The organism is Agrobacterium sp. LEGMi-208b, assembly GCF_059511785.1.
In genome coordinates, this window is sequence record NZ_CM183446.1 from 2348296 (window position 1) to 2367126 (window position 18831).

16 protein-coding genes are annotated in these 18831 nt (G+C 60.2%); 4 read left to right on the forward strand and 12 right to left on the reverse strand.

Going from position 1 to position 18831, the window contains the following annotated elements; genetic code table 11:
* Window positions 1-86: 86 nt before the first annotated feature.
* Window positions 87-407: a 4Fe-4S dicluster domain-containing protein gene (locus AC5YUO_RS25185; protein ID WP_496155715.1), complete on the reverse strand. Its 321-nt coding sequence runs from the start codon at window positions 405-407 to the stop codon at window positions 87-89.
* Window positions 407-2023, reverse strand: a complete 1617-nt coding sequence (locus AC5YUO_RS25190) for an FAD-dependent oxidoreductase (RefSeq protein WP_496155716.1) — start codon at window positions 2021-2023, stop codon at window positions 407-409. The genes AC5YUO_RS25185 and AC5YUO_RS25190 overlap by 1 nt, the downstream gene beginning before the upstream one ends.
* An 89-nt stretch (window positions 2024-2112) precedes the next feature.
* Between AC5YUO_RS25190 and AC5YUO_RS25195 the strand changes: the two genes are divergently transcribed.
* Window positions 2113-2919, forward strand: coding sequence for a phosphate/phosphite/phosphonate ABC transporter substrate-binding protein (locus tag AC5YUO_RS25195; RefSeq protein WP_496155717.1), 807 nt, complete (start codon window positions 2113-2115; stop codon window positions 2917-2919).
* Here AC5YUO_RS25195 and AC5YUO_RS25200 read toward each other — a convergent pair.
* From AC5YUO_RS25200 to AC5YUO_RS25220, 5 genes are read right to left on the reverse strand one after another with little or no spacing between them, the layout of a single operon-like run.
* Entirely contained in the window at window positions 2901-3875 is a 975-nt protein-coding gene (locus AC5YUO_RS25200; protein WP_496155718.1) for an oligopeptide/dipeptide ABC transporter ATP-binding protein, read from the reverse strand. The two genes, AC5YUO_RS25195 and AC5YUO_RS25200, sit on opposite strands and share 19 nt — an antisense overlap.
* Complete coding sequence (locus AC5YUO_RS25205) at window positions 3875-4849, reverse strand: ABC transporter ATP-binding protein (RefSeq protein WP_496155719.1); 975 nt, start codon at window positions 4847-4849, stop codon at window positions 3875-3877. Before AC5YUO_RS25205 ends, AC5YUO_RS25200 begins: the two co-directional genes overlap by 1 nt.
* Complete coding sequence (locus AC5YUO_RS25210; RefSeq protein WP_496155720.1) at window positions 4846-5679, reverse strand: ABC transporter permease; 834 nt, start codon at window positions 5677-5679, stop codon at window positions 4846-4848. The genes AC5YUO_RS25205 and AC5YUO_RS25210 overlap by 4 nt, the downstream gene beginning before the upstream one ends.
* Window positions 5676-6656 (reverse strand): ABC transporter permease, encoded by a 981-nt coding sequence (locus AC5YUO_RS25215; protein ID WP_496155721.1) that lies wholly within the window; start codon window positions 6654-6656, stop codon window positions 5676-5678. The genes AC5YUO_RS25210 and AC5YUO_RS25215 overlap by 4 nt, the downstream gene beginning before the upstream one ends.
* Before the next feature lie 42 nt (window positions 6657-6698).
* Window positions 6699-8261, reverse strand: a complete 1563-nt coding sequence (locus tag AC5YUO_RS25220; RefSeq protein WP_400815272.1) for an ABC transporter substrate-binding protein — start codon at window positions 8259-8261, stop codon at window positions 6699-6701.
* A 237-nt stretch (window positions 8262-8498) separates the two neighbouring features.
* Between AC5YUO_RS25220 and AC5YUO_RS25225 the strand changes: the two genes are divergently transcribed.
* Entirely contained in the window at window positions 8499-9470 is a 972-nt protein-coding gene (locus tag AC5YUO_RS25225; protein ID WP_496155722.1) for a fatty acid desaturase, read from the forward strand.
* 120 nt (window positions 9471-9590) lie between these two features.
* Here the strand turns inward: AC5YUO_RS25225 and AC5YUO_RS25230 are convergent, their stop codons facing one another.
* The 5 genes from AC5YUO_RS25230 to AC5YUO_RS25250 all read right to left on the reverse strand — a co-directional run bounded on the left by AC5YUO_RS25230 (window position 9591) and on the right by AC5YUO_RS25250 (window position 14488).
* A complete protein-coding gene (locus tag AC5YUO_RS25230; RefSeq protein ID WP_496155723.1) occupies window positions 9591-10637 on the reverse strand; it encodes an isopenicillin N synthase family dioxygenase in 1047 nt (348 codons plus the stop codon).
* Between the two features lie 34 nt (window positions 10638-10671).
* Window positions 10672-10860 carry a hypothetical protein gene (locus AC5YUO_RS25235; RefSeq protein WP_107327886.1) on the reverse strand — a complete coding sequence of 63 codons (189 nt, stop codon included), beginning with the start codon at window positions 10858-10860 and terminating at the stop codon, window positions 10672-10674.
* A 314-nt stretch (window positions 10861-11174) separates the two neighbouring features.
* A complete protein-coding gene (locus AC5YUO_RS25240; RefSeq protein ID WP_496155724.1) occupies window positions 11175-12257 on the reverse strand; it encodes an amino acid ABC transporter permease in 1083 nt (360 codons plus the stop codon).
* Entirely contained in the window at window positions 12254-13438 is a 1185-nt protein-coding gene (locus AC5YUO_RS25245; RefSeq protein WP_496155725.1) for an amino acid ABC transporter permease, read from the reverse strand. The genes AC5YUO_RS25240 and AC5YUO_RS25245 overlap by 4 nt, the downstream gene beginning before the upstream one ends.
* Before the next feature lie 18 nt (window positions 13439-13456).
* Window positions 13457-14488 carry an amino acid ABC transporter substrate-binding protein gene (locus AC5YUO_RS25250; RefSeq protein ID WP_496155726.1) on the reverse strand — a complete coding sequence of 344 codons (1032 nt, stop codon included), beginning with the start codon at window positions 14486-14488 and terminating at the stop codon, window positions 13457-13459.
* Window positions 14489-14856: 368 nt separating this feature from the next.
* On the opposite strand from AC5YUO_RS25250, the gene AC5YUO_RS25255 reads away from it, so the two are divergent.
* Both AC5YUO_RS25255 and AC5YUO_RS25260 read left to right on the forward strand, forming a co-directional pair.
* Entirely contained in the window at window positions 14857-16896 is a 2040-nt protein-coding gene (locus tag AC5YUO_RS25255) for a DUF4034 domain-containing protein (RefSeq protein WP_496155727.1), read from the forward strand.
* Window positions 16897-16934: 38 nt separating this feature from the next.
* Window positions 16935-18788: a M48 family metallopeptidase gene (locus AC5YUO_RS25260; RefSeq protein ID WP_496155728.1), complete on the forward strand. Its 1854-nt coding sequence runs from the start codon at window positions 16935-16937 to the stop codon at window positions 18786-18788.
* The last annotated feature ends 43 nt before the right edge of the window (window positions 18789-18831 follow it).

An 18831-nucleotide genomic window follows, 5' to 3' on the forward strand; every position in this document is an offset into this window, starting at 1 on the left:
CCGTGTCGGGGCGGTTTCATGCCGGGATATGTGGAAATTGTTGTCGCCGACCGCCAGGTGAACATCTTTGGCGCTGTGACGCCAGATTATGGCGGAAGACGGAAGTGATCGTCGATGTGGCGGCGTTGACGCGTGTCCTTGTGCCAGCCGATGGCCTTTCTATAACTGCCGAAGAGGTTACTCTCCCGCACGCTGTCCAGTGTCAGGCCATGCACGGCTTCGGCATCCGGATCGACATAAAGAGCATCCACCGGGCAATAGGCCTCGCACATGAAACATGTCTGGCACGAATCCTGCCGCAGGATGACGGGCGGGCCTTCCGGCATCGCCTCGAAGACATTGGTCGGGCACACCTGAACGCAGAGATTGCAGTCCGTGCAGGCATCCTTGTCCAGAACCTCGATCATTATTCCGCCGCCTCCGTGTAAATGCCGGGATCAACGCTTTCCCGCCGGATGGCGATTGCATCGAGGCCGCTGAGAATGAGCCGGTGATGCTGGGCGGGATCCTGCTTCGGAAAATCCTCGCGCCGGTGCATGCCGCGCGTTTCGGTGCGCGCAAGGGCAGCGCGATACATGAAGCGCGCGGTGGCGACCATTGCTTGCGCCTGGCGCAGCGCCAATATCTGGCTTTCATCGGCGGCCGTTGCCGTAGCGACCCTCGCCCACAAAGTATCAAGCCGTGCCAGTGCTGCCGAAAGACCGGATTGGGTGCGGAAATAGTTGATGTCGAGAGGAAAGACCTCGTCCTGTACCGCCTTGATGATGGCCGCGGGGTCGGTGGGTTCCTGGGGCAATGTGGTCTGGGCGGTGAGCTGCGGAAGGTTGCTTTCCGGCAGTTCCGCCTTCTCGCGGGCAAAGGCCGCGGCCGCGGCGCCGGCGAAGGCACCCGTGGAAATCGCCCAGGCTGCATTGTGGCTGCCACCGCCGGTGAAACCACCGCAGATCGGCTCGCGCGTGGCGTTGTCGCCGGCGGCATAAAGGCCGGTGACCGTCGTTGCGCAGTCGAGCCCGGTCAGCCGCAATCCACCGGTGCCGCGCACCGTGCCTTCCAGCCGGAGCTTCACTTCGAAGAATTCGGTGAAGGGATCGATGCCGCGGCGATCGAATGGCACGAAGAAGTTAGGCTGGGCGCGCCGCAGGATCGCCTTCACCTCGTCGGTTTCCGCAAGGTCGAGGCGGGCATAGACGGGTTGCGAAAGCAGGGTGCGGGCGATGATCGAGCGACCCCTGGCGGAGCCTGCGCCTTCTATCAGGCTATGATCCTTGCGATAGAACTGCGCGAAACGGTAGAGCGCCGTCTTGGTAATCGAGGCGAAGGCTGGCGAAATCGCATAGGCCGACGAGAATTCCATCCCGGAGAGCTCGGCGCCCGCCTCGGCGCCCATCAAATAGCCATCTCCTGTCAGGACATCGCAGCCGAGCGCCTTGCTCATGAAGGCACAGCCGCCCGTTGCAAGCACCACCGCTCCGGCGGCGATACGCCACTGTCCGCCCTGTTGCCGCCGCAGGCCTGTTGCGCCAACGACCCGCGCATCCGCCGTAAGTAGGCCCGTTGCGGGGTGGTGATCGAGAATGGTGACGCCGGCGTTTTTCACCCGGCGACGCAAAAGCCGCATATATTCCGGTCCCTGAACGGAGATGCGCTGCTGCTCGCCTTTGTCGTCACGGGGGAAGGGGTAGCCCCAGTCCGCCAGCCGGTTGACGCTTTCGAAAGTCTTGTCGAGGACCGGCGCCATCCATGATCGTTCGGAAAGATAACCGCCCATCGCCTCGCGGCTTGCCATGGCGGCGTCCCGCGCGTCCTCATCCGGCGGCACATACCATATCTGTGTACCAGCCGAGGCGGTTGCGCCGGAACTGCCGCAATAGCCCTTATCCGCCAGAACAACCCTTGCTCCCGCACCGGCGGCTTCCATCGCCGCCCAGCAGCCGGCCGGGCCGCCGCCGATGACAAGCACGTCGCATGCGATATAGGTTGCGACTGAAGGCGACGAATGGGCCTCTTTCAAAGGCAGGCTCATGGCAGGCTTCCTTTCGATGAAGAAATCGCATTGCGATTTAAATCTATGTATTGCATAGGTTTTTGAGTTGCTTCCCCGGAGTTCCGCCCATGCCGCTCGCCAGCCTTGCCATGTATGCCAGCCCTTCGCCGGTCAAGGAGGCAACGACGCTGTTCTGGGCGGCGCTGGGCAAGCGTCTTCGTGCCGGTGGCATTGATGCGCCGGAGGCTCTGGATGATAAAATCCGCTATGATGAGGCTTGGTTGCGGCCGAATCTGCTGTTCGGCCAAACCTGCGGCTATCCCTATGTGCGACACCTGCGTGGCAAGGTGCAATTGGTGGCAACCCCGGTCTATAATCTGCCCGGCTGCGACGGCCCGCTCAAATGCAGCTTCATCATCGTCAATGCGGCGTCGCCGGCGCAGTCGCTCGAAGATCTGCGGGGCGCCCGGGCTGCCATCAACGAGCCGGGCAGCAATTCCGGCTATAACCTCTTCCGCGCTTTCGTGGCGCCAAATGCCAGGGACGGCCGGTTTTTTTCTTCCGTGCAGGAAACCGGCGGTCATCTGGCAAGTATCGATGCGGTTTCCAGCGGAAAGGCCGATATCGCTTCCATAGACTGTGTCACCTTCGGCAATACCCTGCGTTTCGATCCGCAACGGGTTGCAGGGGTGCGCGTCCTTGCCGAGACTGCCAGGGGACCGGGCTTGCCCTTCATCACGACCGCCGCGACACCGGCAAGGGAGCTGGTGACCCTGCGGCGGGCGGTGGCGGAGACCATCGCCGACCCCGAACTTGCCAGCGTGTGCGATACGCTCTCCCTGCGCGGCATCAGCCTGCTCGGGGATGCCGACTATGAGGTGCTGGCCGAGTTTGATCGGGATGCCGCGCGTCATGGTTACCCCGTTATCGCCTGAGGCAGGGCTTCCACTTCCGCTGTGAGCGGGAAGTGGCAGGCGACATTACGGCCGGATGAGCCGGCGGAGAGAAGTACTGGAACTTCGGTTGCACAGCGTGGGCGCGCCAGCGGACAGCGTTTATGGAAACGGCAGCCGGAGGGCGGGTTGCCCGGGCTCGGGAGCTCCCCGGAAAGCACGATGCGCTCCCGCCGGCGACTGGAATCCAGTGTGAGGTTGGCGGAGAGCAATGCCTGCGTATAGGGGTGAGCCGGATCACGAAAAAGATCGGCCGTCGGTCCGCTCTCGACGATCTGGCCAAGATACATCACCGCGACACGATCGGTAACGCGGCCGACCACATTGAGATTGTGGGAGATGAGCAGATAGCTGAGCTTCAGACGATCGCGAAGCACGCGCAGGAGGTTGAGCAATTCGCCCTGAATGGAGATATCGAGGCCGGCCGTCGGTTCATCGGCAACGATGATCGAGGGTTCGGCCGCAAGCGCGCGCACCAGCGCCACACGTCGCGCCTGCCCACCGCTCAACTGATGCGGATAACGTGAAAGAAGTTGCTCGCCGAGACCGATGCTTTCTGCAAGCGCTGATATCCGCGCCCAGCTCTCGGCCGAATGCACTTTGCGGATTTTAAGCGGTTCGGCCAAAAGCGCGCGCACCTTCATGCGGGGAGAAAGCGAGGCGGCGGGGTCCTGGAATAGCAGATGAATGCGGCGCTGCAGATCGTTACGTCGGGTCGCCGTCACATTGGCGAGCGTTTCTCCCGCGATGGAAAGCGTACCGGCGGCAAGCGGCTGAAGCCCGACGATGGCCCGGGCGAGGGACGATTTTCCGCACCCGCTTTCTCCGACAAGGCCGAGGGTTTCGCCGGAAAACAGATACAGCGACACGCCATCGACGGCGATCAGCCGGTCATAGCGGATCACCGCGTTCTTCAGGGAAAGGGCAGGGATATTCATCACGCCGCCTCCAGCCAGCAGAAGAAGCTCTGTCCGGTCTTCGCCTGCCGACGCGGCGGTTTTTCGCTACAGCGGTCGTGGCGGGAGGGACATCGCTCGGCAAAGATGCAGCCTTGCGGCCGATTGGCGGGATCGGGAACGGTACCGGGAATGGTGGCAAGATCCTGCCGGCGGTCGAACGCGGCGTAAGGGTCTATCTCGCAGTTGAGCAAGGCGCGGGTATAGGGATGGTGCGGATGATGCAGGACGTCCGTTACCTTGCCGTTTTCCACCACCGTTCCCGCATACATCACGATGACGCTGTCACAGAGTTCGGCAATCAGCCCCATGCTGTGACTGACGACCAGCATGGAAGCGACAGTCCGCTGTCGCAGCCGATGCAGCATCTCCACCACCTGCGCTTCGACAGTCGCATCGAGCGCGGTCGTCGGTTCGTCGGCAATCAACAATTTCGGTTCGACCAGAAGCGCCATGGCGATCACGACACGTTGCCGCATACCGCCTGAAAATTCGTGCGGATAGCGATACATGCGCTGCGCCGCATCCTGCAAACCGACATCGGATAGCACCGCTTCGGCCCGTGCCCAGAGCGCCCGACGGCTTTCCTTCGGGAATCGCCGGCGCTGGATGTCGACGAGCTGCGTGCCGATCGTGAACATCGGGTTCAGCGCGGTCATGGGGTCCTGAAACACCATCGCTATATCGGTGCCGCGCAGCCTTGCTGTTTCCGCTGATGTCAGGTTCGTCCCGCGTCCGTCGAAGGCTGCACGGTTCGCAGAGATTTCCGCATTATCGGCAAGCAGGCCGAGCAGGGTGAAGGCGACAGTCGACTTGCCGCTGCCGCTTTCCCCGACGAGGCCGACGGACTGGCCGCGGCCAATGGTGATATCGACGCCGTCGATGATATGCGCTTTCTGCCCGTTGCCCCTGTAAGAAACGTTGAGATTTTCGATGAGGAGGAGGGCGTCTGTCACAGGCTTTTCCTCAGTTTCGGGTCAAGCGTGTCACGCAGGGCTTCACCGAGAAGCGCAAAACCGAGTGTCGCGAGGATCAACGCCAGACCCGAAAAAGTGGCGAGCCATACCGACTGGTCGAGATAGGTGTAGCCGTCATTGAGCAGGTTACCCCAACTCGCAAGCGGCGGGCGCACGCCGAGACCGAGAAAGCTCAACCCCGCCTCGATGGTGATGACGACAGGGATATCCATGCATGCCAGCACAAAAATCGGGCCAATGATGTTGGGCGTGACATGATGCAGGACAACCCGCCACGTTTCCGCACCGAGAACCCTTTCCGCCTCGATGAAAGGGCTGTTGCGGATCGCGATCGTCTGGGCGCGTGCGACCCGGCCGAAATGCGGGATGAAGACGATGCTGACAAGCAGGACGACATTGCCAAGGCCCGGGCCGAAGACCGCGACGAGCGCGAGAGCGAGGATGATGCTTGGAAACGACGTCACGACATCGAAGATACCGACGACGAAGAGATCTACGACGCGTGAGGAAAGGGCGGCCGCCACGCCGAGTGCGACACCCGTTGTCAGCGAAATGGCGATGACGGAAAGAGAAATGCCGAGTGCGACCCGTGCGCCGTAGATAAGTCGGCTTAATATGTCGCGCCCGAGATGATCGGTTCCCAGAAGATGTTGCAATGACGGGTCCATGAACCGGCTGGACGGCGCGATTGCGTTCGGCCCATAGGGCGCGATCAACGGCGCAGCGATTGCCACCAGACAGAGCAGCGTGACCGCAAAGAGAGCGAAGGTGCCGCCGGGCCGGCGGGAAAGGTCGTGGAGGACGGTCATGGCTGTTGCCTCCCGGACAAGAGTCGGCCACGCTCGCGCGGATCGAGCAGGCTCTGGGAAAGGTCTGCAATGAGATTGGTCAGGACATAAAGCAGCACGATGACAAAGACGCCGCCCTGAACCACCGGATAGTTACGCGTGCGGATGGCGTCATAGATCAATGAGCCGAGACCGGGACGGTTGAAAATGACTTCGGCAAAGACCGCTCCGCCAAGAAGTTCTCCAAAACCCATGCCAAGCACCGCGACAGTGGGCAATATCGCCGGTTTGAGGGCATATTTCACCAGGATTTTCGTCTCGCTGACACCATAGGCCCGCAGCGTGCGGATTTGGTTTTCACCGAGCACTTCCAGCAAGGAGGCGCGCAGCAGACGGGCGATGTAACCGATCCAGCCGGCGGCCAGTGCCGTTGTCGGCAGGGCGAGATGCCAGAGCTGGTCGCCGATATCGCCGCTCTCTCCGGCGCCCAGCACCGGAAACCACCGCAGCTTCACCGAAAACATCATCAGGAGGAACACCGAGACGACAAAGCTCGGGGTCGAGATGAAGCCGACACTCAGGAAGGCGACAAGCCGGTCCGTCCGGCCACCCGGCCAGCGCGCGGAGATGAGGGCTAGCGGCACGCCGAGCGCGATCGCACAGAGCATGGCGGAAACGGCCAGCGCCACCGTATTTGGCAACGCTGCCGCAACAAGGTTAAAGACCGGCCGGCCGTTAAAGACATCTTCGCCGAGATCGCCGGAAACAAGCCGGCTGAAAAACCTGAACACCTGCTCGATCAGCGGCTTGTCGAGACCGATGCGGGCATTGAGTGCGGCTACCGCCTCAGGCGTTGCGCGTGAACCGAGAACTACCGTTGCGGGGTCGCCGGGGATCAGCCGCGTGAGCGCCATCAATAAGACAACGGAGCCGGCCACGGCGAGAAGCGCCGTAACCAGCTTGAAGGCGATATGAATGTGCAGGGATGCGCTCCTCATCGCAGCGCATCCCTGTCTGTCATTGAGAAAACACGCACCGGATCAGGCCGTCGCTTCCGTAAAGGCCGTATAGAGCCAGTTGTTGCCATTCGGAAGAACGCCGGGCTTCAGCCATTTACGCGAGGCAAAAGCATTCAGATTGTGCGTGATCCAGATGAAGGCTGCGGATTCATCGAGCAGTTTTTGGGCTTCGATGTATATTTTTTCACGCTCGGCGGGATCGACCGTGACGCCGCCCTTTTCGTGCAGCGCATCGTAATCGGCGTTCTTCCAGCGCTGCCAGTTCCATTGGCCGACCTGCGCGGAGGTGAACCACTGTGTCTGGAAGCCAGGATCAAACTTTCCGTTGAATTTGACCAGCGAGAGTTCGAGATCCTTGCTGGCGTCGTTTTTGCCAAGCGCCCAGTAGGCGGCGGATTCCAGCGCCTCGATCTCCACCTCGATGCCGACTTCGGAAAGGTTGGCCTGAATGATCTGGGCAATGGCCTCATAACGTGCCGTCGCTTCGATGGTGAGTTTGGTCTTGAAGCCGTTCGCATGCCCGGCTTCGGCGAGCAGTGCCTGCGCCTTTTCCAGATCCCGTGCATAGACGGGGGCTTCTTTCCAGTATCCGAGCAGGCTTGGCGCAAGCAGCGAATTGGCGCGCGGATAGATGCCGGAATAGGCGCCCTCAAGGATCGCGTCGATGTCGACGGCATAACGGATCGCCTGGCGGACGCGGATGTCGTTGAAGGGAGCCTTCTCGATATTGGGGCCGAACCAGACGTAATCGATGGCCGGAATTTCCGTCACGCTTGCATCGGGCAGGTTCGCCAGGGCCTTTCCATTTTCGGGATCGATCGCGGTGAAGTCGATCTCGCCGGACTGGAAGGCGATTTCCGAGGTCTTCTGTTCTCCGATCGGTTTACCGACGATCTGCTGGAAATGCGGTTTGATCGGTCCCTTGTAGTTGGGGTTGATTTCCAGAGTGAAATGCTCGCGCGGAACCCATTCCTTGAGAACATAAGGGCCGCTGCCGATCAGTTTCGTGGCAATATCCTTGCCCAGTGCTTCGAACGCCTTTTTCGAAATGATCCGGCCAGACCCATCGGCGAGTGCGATCGTATAGAGCGCCGGTGCCGGCTGCTTCAGGATGATGCGGCCTTCGAGCGGGCCGGTGACCTCGACGCGATCAAGGGCCGACCAGTCCTTGGCATAGGTAACGGGCTTGCCTTCGGCATCGGGCTTGAGGAAACGCTCGAAGGAGAATTTCACGTCTTCGGCGGTCAGTTCGCCATAACCGTCGGTAAAGGTGAGGCCACTGCGCAGTTTGAAACGGATTTCGGTGTCGCTCACCTGTTCCAGTTCTTCGGCGGCATCGAGTTCCCAGTCCGTCGAGCCCGGCTTGAAGGAGATCAGGCCCTGCTGCACCGACCAGAGGACGTTGAGGTCGATCGGGCCTGAACGATTGGCCGGATCGAGGTTGGAAAGGTCTTTCTCGACGCGGACGACGATCCTGGTGCGGTCGGTATTGGCGAAAGCGGGATGAAGGCCGCCAAGAGCGGCAAGACTCACAATGGAGGCGCCGCCGACGAGCACCTGCCGGCGTGTGGTGTTGAATGTCACGTAATGTCCCTCCGGGTACGGAGCACCTGCCCGCACGATGCGGGTAGCGCTCAGCAATTCGATGGAGGGATTAAAGCCAATAACCTACAAATTTTATAGAATAAATATTTTCCGTAGAGCCCTGTTGCAAAACCATTTTTCCCTTTTTGGCGTCGCGGCTGCAAAGCCGTGCGGCGCGGTCGCCAGCGCTCGGCCTTATAGTGGGGCGCGAAACCTGTCTCAGCCGGAACCTGCTTCATGTCCCGCATTCCATCTCCTGATCTCTTCTCCTCACCCTCGTCTCTGGCCATTGCCCGCATCGAATGGCAGACGGTGGTTCTGGCGGTCGTCATCTATGGCGGCTTTTTGGGGGTGACATGGTTCTGGCAAGCTTTGCCGGTTCTCGTCTTGATTGCCATTGGCGGATGGCTGGTCGCCTGGCATGGGTCACTCCAGCACGAGGTCATTCATGGTCACCCGACACGCTATCGCACCATCAACGACGCAATCGGCTGGCCGCCTTTATCCCTGTGGTTGCCCTATGCAATTTACCGGGAAGGGCACCTGACCCACCATCGCGACGAACACCTGACCGACCCGATCGAAGATCCGGAATCCTCCTATTTCACCCAGGCGGCCTGGGAGAAAATGGGAGTGATCGGCCGATATCTGGCGCTTTGGAACACCACCCTGCTGGGACGGCTTGCCCTTGGCCCGCTGGTCATGATCGTTAATTTCCTGGCGCAGGAGGCGTCCCTGGTCTTCAGGGGTGACAGGGCACGGGCAGCGCTTTGGGCGCGGCATGCGGTCGGTGTTGCGGGTGTTCTGATCTGGGTGGTGGGAATTTGCGGAATGCCGCTCTGGCTCTATCTCTTGGGTTTCGTTTATGTGGGCGCGGCGCTCAGCAGGTTGCGGTCCTATGCGGAGCACCGTTATGCCGACCATCAGGATGAGCGCACCGCGATCGTCGAGAACAGCCCGCTGTTCGGGCTGCTGTTTCTCTACAACAATCTGCATGTGCTGCATCACAAATTGCCTGCCGTCCCCTGGTACAGCATCCCCGTTCTCTACCGTCGCCATCGAAACATTCTCGTTACGATCAATGGCGGTCTGGTCTATAACGGCTATCTCGATGTTGCCCGCCGCTTCTTCCTGAAGCCCCATGACGATCCCCGTCATCCTCGCCATCTTGACGCATTGCCCGTTGATGCCGCGACGAAGGATGTTTGATTGTAACGGGTAAGAGGAAAGACCACCTCACCCCCGACGTGCGGCATCGAAATCAATGCGCCCCATCGAGCCTGTCGCCAGGGATTAAGCGAGCCGAAGTGGTCTCCGACATCAACCGGACTAAGCGGTTTTGTGTTCCGGCGGCAGAAGATCGGCGTGGTGCGCGAGCGCGACGTCCGGATGCGAGCGTAAACGGCTCTTGAGGTGGTTCTGCCCAACCTCCCGGAAGATCGGGTTAAGAGGATCAACGGTGATGCCCCGTTCAGAGCGCTTCAGCTCGTCCGGCAAGTCGATGACCGGTATGGTCGCGTCATAGCGGGAGCCGAGGAAAAAGGCGACGGAGAAGCGCTCCACGCCCGCTGGCGGCGCCACGACGTCATGCACATCTGCGCGGACGAAGCCGTTGGTGGCGAGTTCCAGCAATTCACCGGTATTGATGATAAAGGTTCCAGGCACCGGCGGCGCGTCGATCCAGTCTCCCGTTTCGGTGCGCACCCGCAGCCCCGGCGTCGTGTCCTGCAGAAGCACGGTGACAAAGCCGCCATCCTTGTGGGCGCCGACGCCCTGATCGGTCTCGGCGACATCTCGTCCGGGATAGCGGATGATTTTGAGAAGCTGCGTCGGCTGTGGCTCGTAAATCTCGGCAAAGACATTTTCCGGCTGCCCGAGGGCGGCGGCAATCGCCTTGAGGAGATCGATGCCGATCCGCGTCACCTCCGCCTGATATCGCAGCAACAACGGTTTGAGTTCGGGCAAAGCCTCCGGCCATTGATTGGGTCCAAACAGCCGCTTCCATGGCGGCGAGTCCGGACCGATCTTTGCCGGTTCGCCTTCGGTATTGACGTCGAGCTGTTCACGCCAGTCCTGCTCGCCCCGCGTCCGCTCCTGACCGGCCCGGTTATAGCCACGGAAATGCGGTGATTTCACCATCTCGATCTTGAGCTTTTCCTCCAGCGGCAGAGCGAAAAAACGTTTCGAGGTCGACAGGACATCTTCAATCAGCCGGGGATCGACACCGTGGCCGGTGAGATAGAAAAAGCCATGGTCATGGAGCACGTTGCGCAGGTCGCTGACAAATTCACTACGCTCTTCCGGTGAATGAAAACGCGAAAGGTCGAGTGTCGGCAGCAAAGCCGTATTTTCGATGCGGGCGGTTTGAAATACCATGTCAGTTTCCGGCTTTTGGGTGGTTTCTTATTACTCAGGCGGCCAATACCTGCTCGCCGTGCAGATGCGCCCGGATGGCCGACTTCAGCTCCGCGACGCTGGAAAACTGCCGGTTGTCCAGATCGATGACGTGGAATTTGACCGCGATGAAGCGCAGCTTGTCGTTGTTCGGGATAGCAATGCCGACGGGCAGTCCCTGATATTCGATCGTTTGTCTTTGCATTTCGCTTCTCCGCCAATCTGGGCTTTGTGGGTTTGTTCGGTACGGACCGTCTTTCGACGGTGCCCGCATTCGGGGCAGAGAGAGGCGACAACAGGGTCTGGAACGACGGATATGACTTGACGTCGATGCAGGCGAAGCGGATGCAAAGGCCATTTCCGAAGTTCCTTTCTGCGATTATTTTCTACAAAAAATATATACTACGTTGAGCAATGGAACCACCGATTTTGACGCTAGTTCGGAAGAAAAATCTATACTTCTCCATAATGGTGGGCATGCGTAGATAATTATCTCAGAAATGCCCGGCTGGGGAATTGTCATTCCCCTTGGGTTGGTCTGTTTCGCAGCAGGCGCTCCAGCCACAGGCTGTACCGGGACGCGCCAAAGCAGATCGCGAAGTAGATAAGGGCCACAAGCAGATAGGCTTCGTTGTAAAAGCCGAGCCAGCCCGGATCCGTTGCGGCCGCGCGGGCGGCGTTCAGCAGGTCAAAAACGCCGATAACCGCGAGCAGGGATGTTGCCAGCAGGAAACCGATTGCCAAATTGACCATGCCGGGAATGACGATCCGCAATGCCTGGGGCAGAACGACGAGATGCATTGTCCGCCAGTACCCGATACCCAGCGCAGTGGCCGCCTCCTGCTGGCCGGATGGTATCGCCTGCAGGCCTGCACGCACGACTTCCGCTATATAGGCTGCCCAGAAAAGAGTGATCATGATCATCGCCCGGATCATCTTGTCGAACTGTGCTTCCGGCAGCGCCATGGGCAGGATCAGCATGGCGACATAGAGGATCGCGACCATGGGCGTGCCGCGCATCACCTCGATGTAGACGATCGACAGGGTACGCAGCCCGCCAAGGCCCGAACGACGGGCGAGCGCCAGAAGGATCGCAATCGGTGTCGCGGCCGCAAAGCAGATGGCCCAGACAAACAGCGTCACCGGCAGCCCGCCCCATTGGTTGGACGGAACTGGAGAGCCGCCCGGACCACCCGTCAAGAGCATCCAGCAAACCAGAGCCGCACCCGGCCAGACGAGCAGCAGCTCCCTGCGCCAGAAACGCGGGAGAGCGCTGGTGACGAGCAACGCCATGAGGATCAGAATGACGAGTGCTGGACGCCATTGCAGGTCCGGCGGGTAGAAAGCGAACAGGATGAAACGCAGCTTGGCGGCAATGAAGGCCCAGCAGGCGCCCTCGCGCGCCGCACAATCCGCGGAAGTTCCGCTCCACGTGGCGTCAAGCAGCGCCCACCGGAACAAGGGCGGCAGAAGCCAGGTCAGTCCTGCCAGTGTCAGAAGAGTGATGGCGCTGTTGGAAAGCGTGCCAAAGAGCCCGCTTCGCAGCTTGCCGAGAGACCCATGAAGCCGATGGGCGGAGATGTTTCCGGCCTGTCTGGTCATCGTGCCGTTCCCTTCAGCGCAACCCTCTTGTTGTATTGGTTCATGAGTGCGGAAACGACCAGATTGATGCCGAGGTAGGTGCCGATGAGGATCATGAGGGCCTCCAGCGACTGACCGGTCGTATTGGCGGTTGTGTTGACGATGCTGACGAGATCCGGGTAGCCGATTGCGACCGCCAGGCTGGAATCCTTCGTCAGATCGAGGTAGCTCGACGTGGCGAGCGGGGTGATGACGCGCAGCGCCTGCGGAAGCACGATCAGCCGCATGATCTGTCCGTTGTGCAGGCCGAGCGCGCGGGCGGCTTCCCACTGACCGCGATTGACCGACTGGATGCCAGCCCGGACGATCTCCGCGATTGCGGCGGAGAACTTTACGATCAGACCGGTTAAGAGCGCGGCAAATTCCGGTGTCAGATTATACCCGCCCCGGAGGTTGAAGCCCGCCAATGCGGGCGTTTCAAACGTGAGCTTCGCTCCTGAAGCCACCAACGCGGTGGTCGCGGCTGCGAGAATGGCGACTATGGCAATAGCGATGGTTCGCCCGTTCAGCCGCTTCAAATGGGACAGCAAGACGAGCGCAAGGCCAAGGGCAAAGATGATAAATATCACAAGCACCGGTGTGGCGACCGGGATGCCTTCCGCGGAGACGGCCGGTAGATAAACGCCGCGATTGGTCAGATAGACCGATCCGAGCAAAGCGCCCGCCTGGCGCGGTGCCGGAAACGCCTTGGCGAGCGAAATCCAGAAGAAGAGTTGCAGCAGGAGTGGCGTATTGCGGATCAACTCCACGTACCAGCGCACTAGGGAGGCGAGAAGCAGGTTTCCTGACAGGCCCGCGACGCCCACGGTCACGCCGAGAACCGTCGCTAATACGCAGCCGATCAGCGACACTTTCAGCGTGTTGAGCAGCCCCGCCAGCATGGCGCGAAGATATGGATCTCCGGCGGCGAAGGTGATCGGGCTTTCGCCGATTTCGAAGTTCGCCGAACGCCAGAGAAAATCAAAGCCGGGTGAGACGCCGATACGGGCCATCGTCGTCGTGACGTTGATCCCGAGATAGACGAGCAATGCGATAAACGAGGCGATAACCGCCAGTTGAGCGATGGGGCGATGGCCCCACCACATGAGCAGCCGACGATGGATGCCGGGCCTGCGAGGGCCCGGCGTTACGATTGAGGACATCTGTGAAACTCGGCTGTCTCAACGGAAGGGTGGCGAATAAAGCAGGCCGCCATCGGTCCAGAGGCGATTGTAACCGCGATCCCAGCCGAGCGGCTTCAGATGCCGGTCGAAGATTTCACCATAGTTGCCGACCGTCTTGATGATGTTATAGGCCCATTTGGGATCAAGGCCGATGGCCTCGCCAAGCGAAGGATCGACGCCGAGGAAACGCTGGATTGCCGGGTCGGGAGACTTCAGAAACTCATCGACATTCTTGGAGGTAATGCCCCATTCTTCCGCCTGGATGGTGGCGTTGACGGTCCAGTTCACGATTTCCAGCCAGCGGTCGTCACCGCCGGCAATGGCCGGTGCCAGCGGCTCCTTAGACAGCCGTTCGGGCAGGATGATATAGTCGTCGGGTTTCTTCAACTGGGTACGCTTGCCGACGAGATCGGAGGAATCCTGGGTGATGGCGTCGACGCGTCCCGACTCCAGAGCCGCGATAAACTGCCCGGTATCTTCGATCGTGACCGGCGTGAATTTCTTGCCGGTCTTGCGGAAGAAGTCGGCAACGTTGAGTTCGCCGGTGGTACCGCTCTGGGCGCCGATCGTGGCGCCGTCGAGATCGGCGGCCTTGGTGACACCAAGATCCTTGCGGACCAGAATACCCTGACCGTCATAGAAAATTGTCGGACCAAAGTGGAAGCCGAGTTTGAAGGCGCGGGTAACGGTTACCGTGACACCGGAAAGCAGGATGTCGAATTCACCGCTCTGCAGCGCCGGCAGACGCTGCTGGGGTGAGGAATTGGTGAATTCGACCTTGTCCGGATTGCCGAAGACGGCGATGGAAAGTGCCCGGCCGTAGTCGATGAAGAAGCCCTGCCAGCGGCCGTTGCTGTCCGGGGAGAAAAAGCCCGGAGTCGTGCCGACCCCGACCTTGATCGTGCCGCGCTGATTGATCTTGTCGAGCGTCGGACCGGCATGGGCTGTGCCGGACAGTGTAGCCGAAGCAAGCAGCGCCGCAGCAATGGCCGATCTGATGAAGCCGCCGATAAATCCCTGAGATGACATCTAAAAATGCTCCTGATGAAATGATCAGGTTTACCGCCCACCGATTGATCCCCCGATGGCCGGAACCTGATAGTATAGTAATTTTATGGAATATATAAACGAGGGATCGATTGCCCGAAATTTAAGCTTTTAGAAAAGGCAATTGCTTATTTTTCGAATTGTCGGCACGCAGTTACTCCTGACGGAAGTGATGGCTTCGCGGGGCCCTTTTTCTGCCTCCCGCGTGTCTTTTCCAGGCACGCGTTATGCAGAGGGGAAAGGCCGTCACTTTGTCGGTTATTTCAAGCAGTTGCAAAACCCTTACAACCGGGCCATGAAATGAATTACCTGAAGATTGCCTGTCATTGAACCGTTTCAAGGAATCGTCCATGCCAACTGTCATAAGCTCGCCTGTCTTGTCGCTGGATGGGCCGTTGTGGATTCGCCTGCGCCAGCAGGAGGAATTGCGCAAGGCGATGCTTGAGCGACGTTTCGACGAGGTCGAACGTCTTTTGGCGGAACTGGAAGAGGCGTGGTGGCAGGCCCCCGCCGTTCCGGATGATCGCTACACCTTTCTTGCAACCAGCGCCGCCCTGTTCGACAATGCGTCTGTCGATGCGGCGCTCAGGCTTGAACTGTTGAATGAGTGGGTTCGATCCCACCCTGCCTCCTATCATGCGCAGATGGTTTCCGGTGAATATTACTTTCGCAGAGCCTGCGATATCCGCACGGCGTCGTGGGCATCCGAGGTGGGGGAGGATCAGTGGATCGCCGCCCATATGGCCTGCATCAACGCGGCCGAACATCTTTTGAAGGCAATGGCGCTTTCCCGAAGGCCGGCGGTCGCCTGCGAAACCATGATGCAGATCTGCCAGTATCTCGGCCAGCCGGATTTCGTCGATGCGCTGTTTGATGGCGGACCGGTTCAAAACACCCTGCAGCGGGATGAAGTCGAGCCCGATCTTTACGAGGCGGCTTCCGCCCGGCTTGCAGGGCACGGGCTGAAACCGCCCGGCATCGTCTCCGCAACGCTTCCCGCTTCCGCGCCGCCGGTGGAGGAGGGAGACATCCAAAATCCCGGCTATTACTGGCTGCGCTATTGCCTGTCGATCAAGCCCGGCTGGGCGGATGTGCTTGCGGATTATGCGCAATATCTGAGTGAGCGGTGGGGCGGTTCGGAAAGCGAGGTCGAAAAATTCGCCTCCGGTCCCCTGTGTTCGCAACTCAGCGCCAGGGACCGCAACGCTGTCCGCTGGCCGGGCGTTCACGATACGCTGACAATTCCTGATTATCCCGAGCCGGGCGATCTCCGCGCCATTGCCGCGCGAGAGAAAAAATTCGAACAATGGCTGTCGCGAGAGCTGCCCGACCGGCTGCGGTTCATTGCTCTCGGCAAATATGCCAATTTCACCCACTATTCCCTGCAGGACACAGAACTGGCGCATCGACGCCATGTCGAATCTGTCCGTTATCTGAAGGAGCCGGGAACATATCCCGGTGTGGACGGGCCGTTCCGGGACTTCACCAATCTGATGTTGATTCACCATGTCGAGGATGTGGAAGGCGCCTATGCGCGGGTGCTGCAAACCGCCGTGCGCCGTTTCGATGAACCGACGATGCTGACCATGGCGGCCTTTGCCTGGCAGTTCGGTATGTGGGGCATAAAGGCGGACCCCGCAATTGCCACACGGTTGATCGACCGGACAGCCGAGCTTGCGCCGCTTTACGAACCGGATGAATTCACGCCGATGCATGCCTGCCGGATGATATGGGACGGCGGTTTTCAGGACGAGGCAGCCTTTCTCACGCGCGCCCTTGCGGAGAGACGTGTCTATGCGGCTTCGGCCAGCATGTATGATATCGTCAGGGGCTTCCGGGACGATGCCAAACCGCATCTGCTTGACGACGGGCAAGCGGATTATTGGCTTGAACGCTCCGTCGAGGAAGGCGAGCCTGTTGCGCTGTACAACTACGCCTGGCGCCTCGAAAATGTTCACAAGATCGATTTGACGATCCGCGAGAATTTCGAACGGGTTCGTGACTATTACTTCCGGGCGATGGAGGGAGGAAAGGACGCTTCCGCGATCCGGATTGCGAGCCTTGACCGGCGTCACGGCGTAGAAGAGGAGAAACAACGCGCCGTTGCGCACATGAAATCCTTCATTGCCCATGAGGACGACCATCTCGCCGGCGAAGCTTACAGTGAAGTTGTGCTGGCGTATAAATATGGTGACGGCGTCCCGAAGAGCGAATTCATCGCCATGCAATGGTTCGACCGCTACAAGGAGCTTTTCCCCGATCATTCTTCGCTCGACTGGATGGAAACGCAGGTTTACGGTTCGAGTGGCTGGCAAATGGCCGGACGGGCGATGCGGGCTTTCTTCGGCAACAAGCTTTCCAGCGACCATCTGCCGCCGAAGAGCCAATGACGAAGCGTCCGCCGCCGCATGAAGGCAGATGGCGAGCCTTGTTTTGGCTCGCTTTCGGCGATGCCGTCCTGTTGGTGTCCGGCGTTGCCCTTGTTTTGTCTCCGCTCTTGCTGGTCGTTTTTCTCAGCTCGCCGCTTCTTCTCGTCATTCTCGCCCTGCCGTCCATAACTTGGTTCTTTTATGGATTGATGGTGCTGCGCGCCCGTGCAGTGCCGCCGTCACCGCCGATATCGGACGCCATATTGCTGAACCCGGATGATGTTCCGGCACTTGCCGCCGATCTTGAGCGGTTGCGGCTGGCCTGCGACGCGCCGGCCTTTACGGCGGTCTATGTTAACGACGAACTCAATGCGTCCATTTACCAGAAGGGATCGCGGTTCGGTTCTCCGCACCATATTCTGGTGCTTGGCCTGCCGCTGCTGGCCCTGTTGACGCAAGCCCAGGCCGAGGCGGTCATCGCCCATGAATATGCGCATATTTCCCGATCGCACGGCCATTTTGCCCGATGGGCCCATAGGGCGCGGCAGCGCTGGGCGGCGCTCGGCGATCTGCATGAACGAAACCACCGGCTGATTACAGCGCCGCTCCGTTTGTTTTTATCCTGGTACGTGCCGCGCCTGTTGCGCGAGACGCTGGAATTTTCGCGGCGCTGCGAGAGGGTGGCCGATGCGCAAGCCGTCGAAGTCTGCGGTGCCACGGTCGCGCTGGAGGCGGAATTCGCGCTGGCGCTGCGGCAAAGAGCCATGACAGCCAGCTTCTGGCCGGACGTATTTTCGCGTGCCGGGGAGGATGAGATCACCGGGGCCAGCCCCTTCACCCAATTGCTCGCCGAGCCTGCCGCAAGCCACCCGCGCGACGGCGCACAAGCCGCCGTCTGGCTGCATGAAAGCCTGTGCGAAAAGCCGGGCATCCACGATACGCATCCATCCCTTTTCGAGCGTGTCGAAACGACCGGTTTTGACCCCTCCGGTCCGCTTCCCGATCATCTGCCCTGGCGTCTCGACGACACGTCGGCGGCCGCGGCCTGGCTGGGGGAACACGCACCCGGCATTGCGGCGCAGCTTGACGTCCACTGGCGTGAAAGCGCCCGGCAAGGCTGGGATGATGCCGGGAGCCGGCACTCGCGCCAATATGGCCAGTTCTCGAACCTTCTGCATCGCCGGAAGCAACAGGCATTCGACGCAAAGGACTGGTGGCTCCTGGCGCGACTTGCGGAAAAGTTCGATGTCTCCGGTTCCCTTCGTCACGAAGCAATCGAACAGGGATTGCAGCAGTCGCCGGACGATCCGACGCTTCTTGAACTCAAGGCCGGCGATCTCGACAAATGCGGCGACATGGCCGGTGCAATCGCTCTTTGGCGGCTCATCGGCCGCGACCCGTCGGCTTCACCCTATGCGGTGCATCGTCATCTATGCGAACTCTGCCTGCGTTCTGGAGACAGGCAGGACGCTGAGCGGCACAGACGCAGCGCCGACGCTTTGTGGCCGGGCGAAGATGCTGCGCAGTTCATCTCCATTGGCAGGTTTGCGCATGGAATGCAGGCTTCGGAACTCGCCTTGTTGCAAGGCGTGTTGCAGCCGCTCTTTGCCCATGCGCGCGCGATCTGGCTTTGCTGCGATACGCCGCCGCATGGCCCGACCCCAACCCGCTGGTTTCTCTATATAGAGGCCTATGACGGCTGGTTCATGCGCTTGATCGGCCGCCTGACGGGTGAGGAAGACCATAATGCTTCCGCCTGCAAACGGCTGATCGAGCGTTTGTCACCACGACTGCATATTGACCCGGAAGTCGAATTTATCGGACCGTCCGGGCAAATTCCGGTCCATTGCACGCCCGAAAGTTTGATCGCGCGGGCCGGCCTTGCGCTGACACCGATCACCGGCAAGCCTTGAAAGAAACATGTGAAAGAGACCTTCAGGGACCTCGAACGCACGG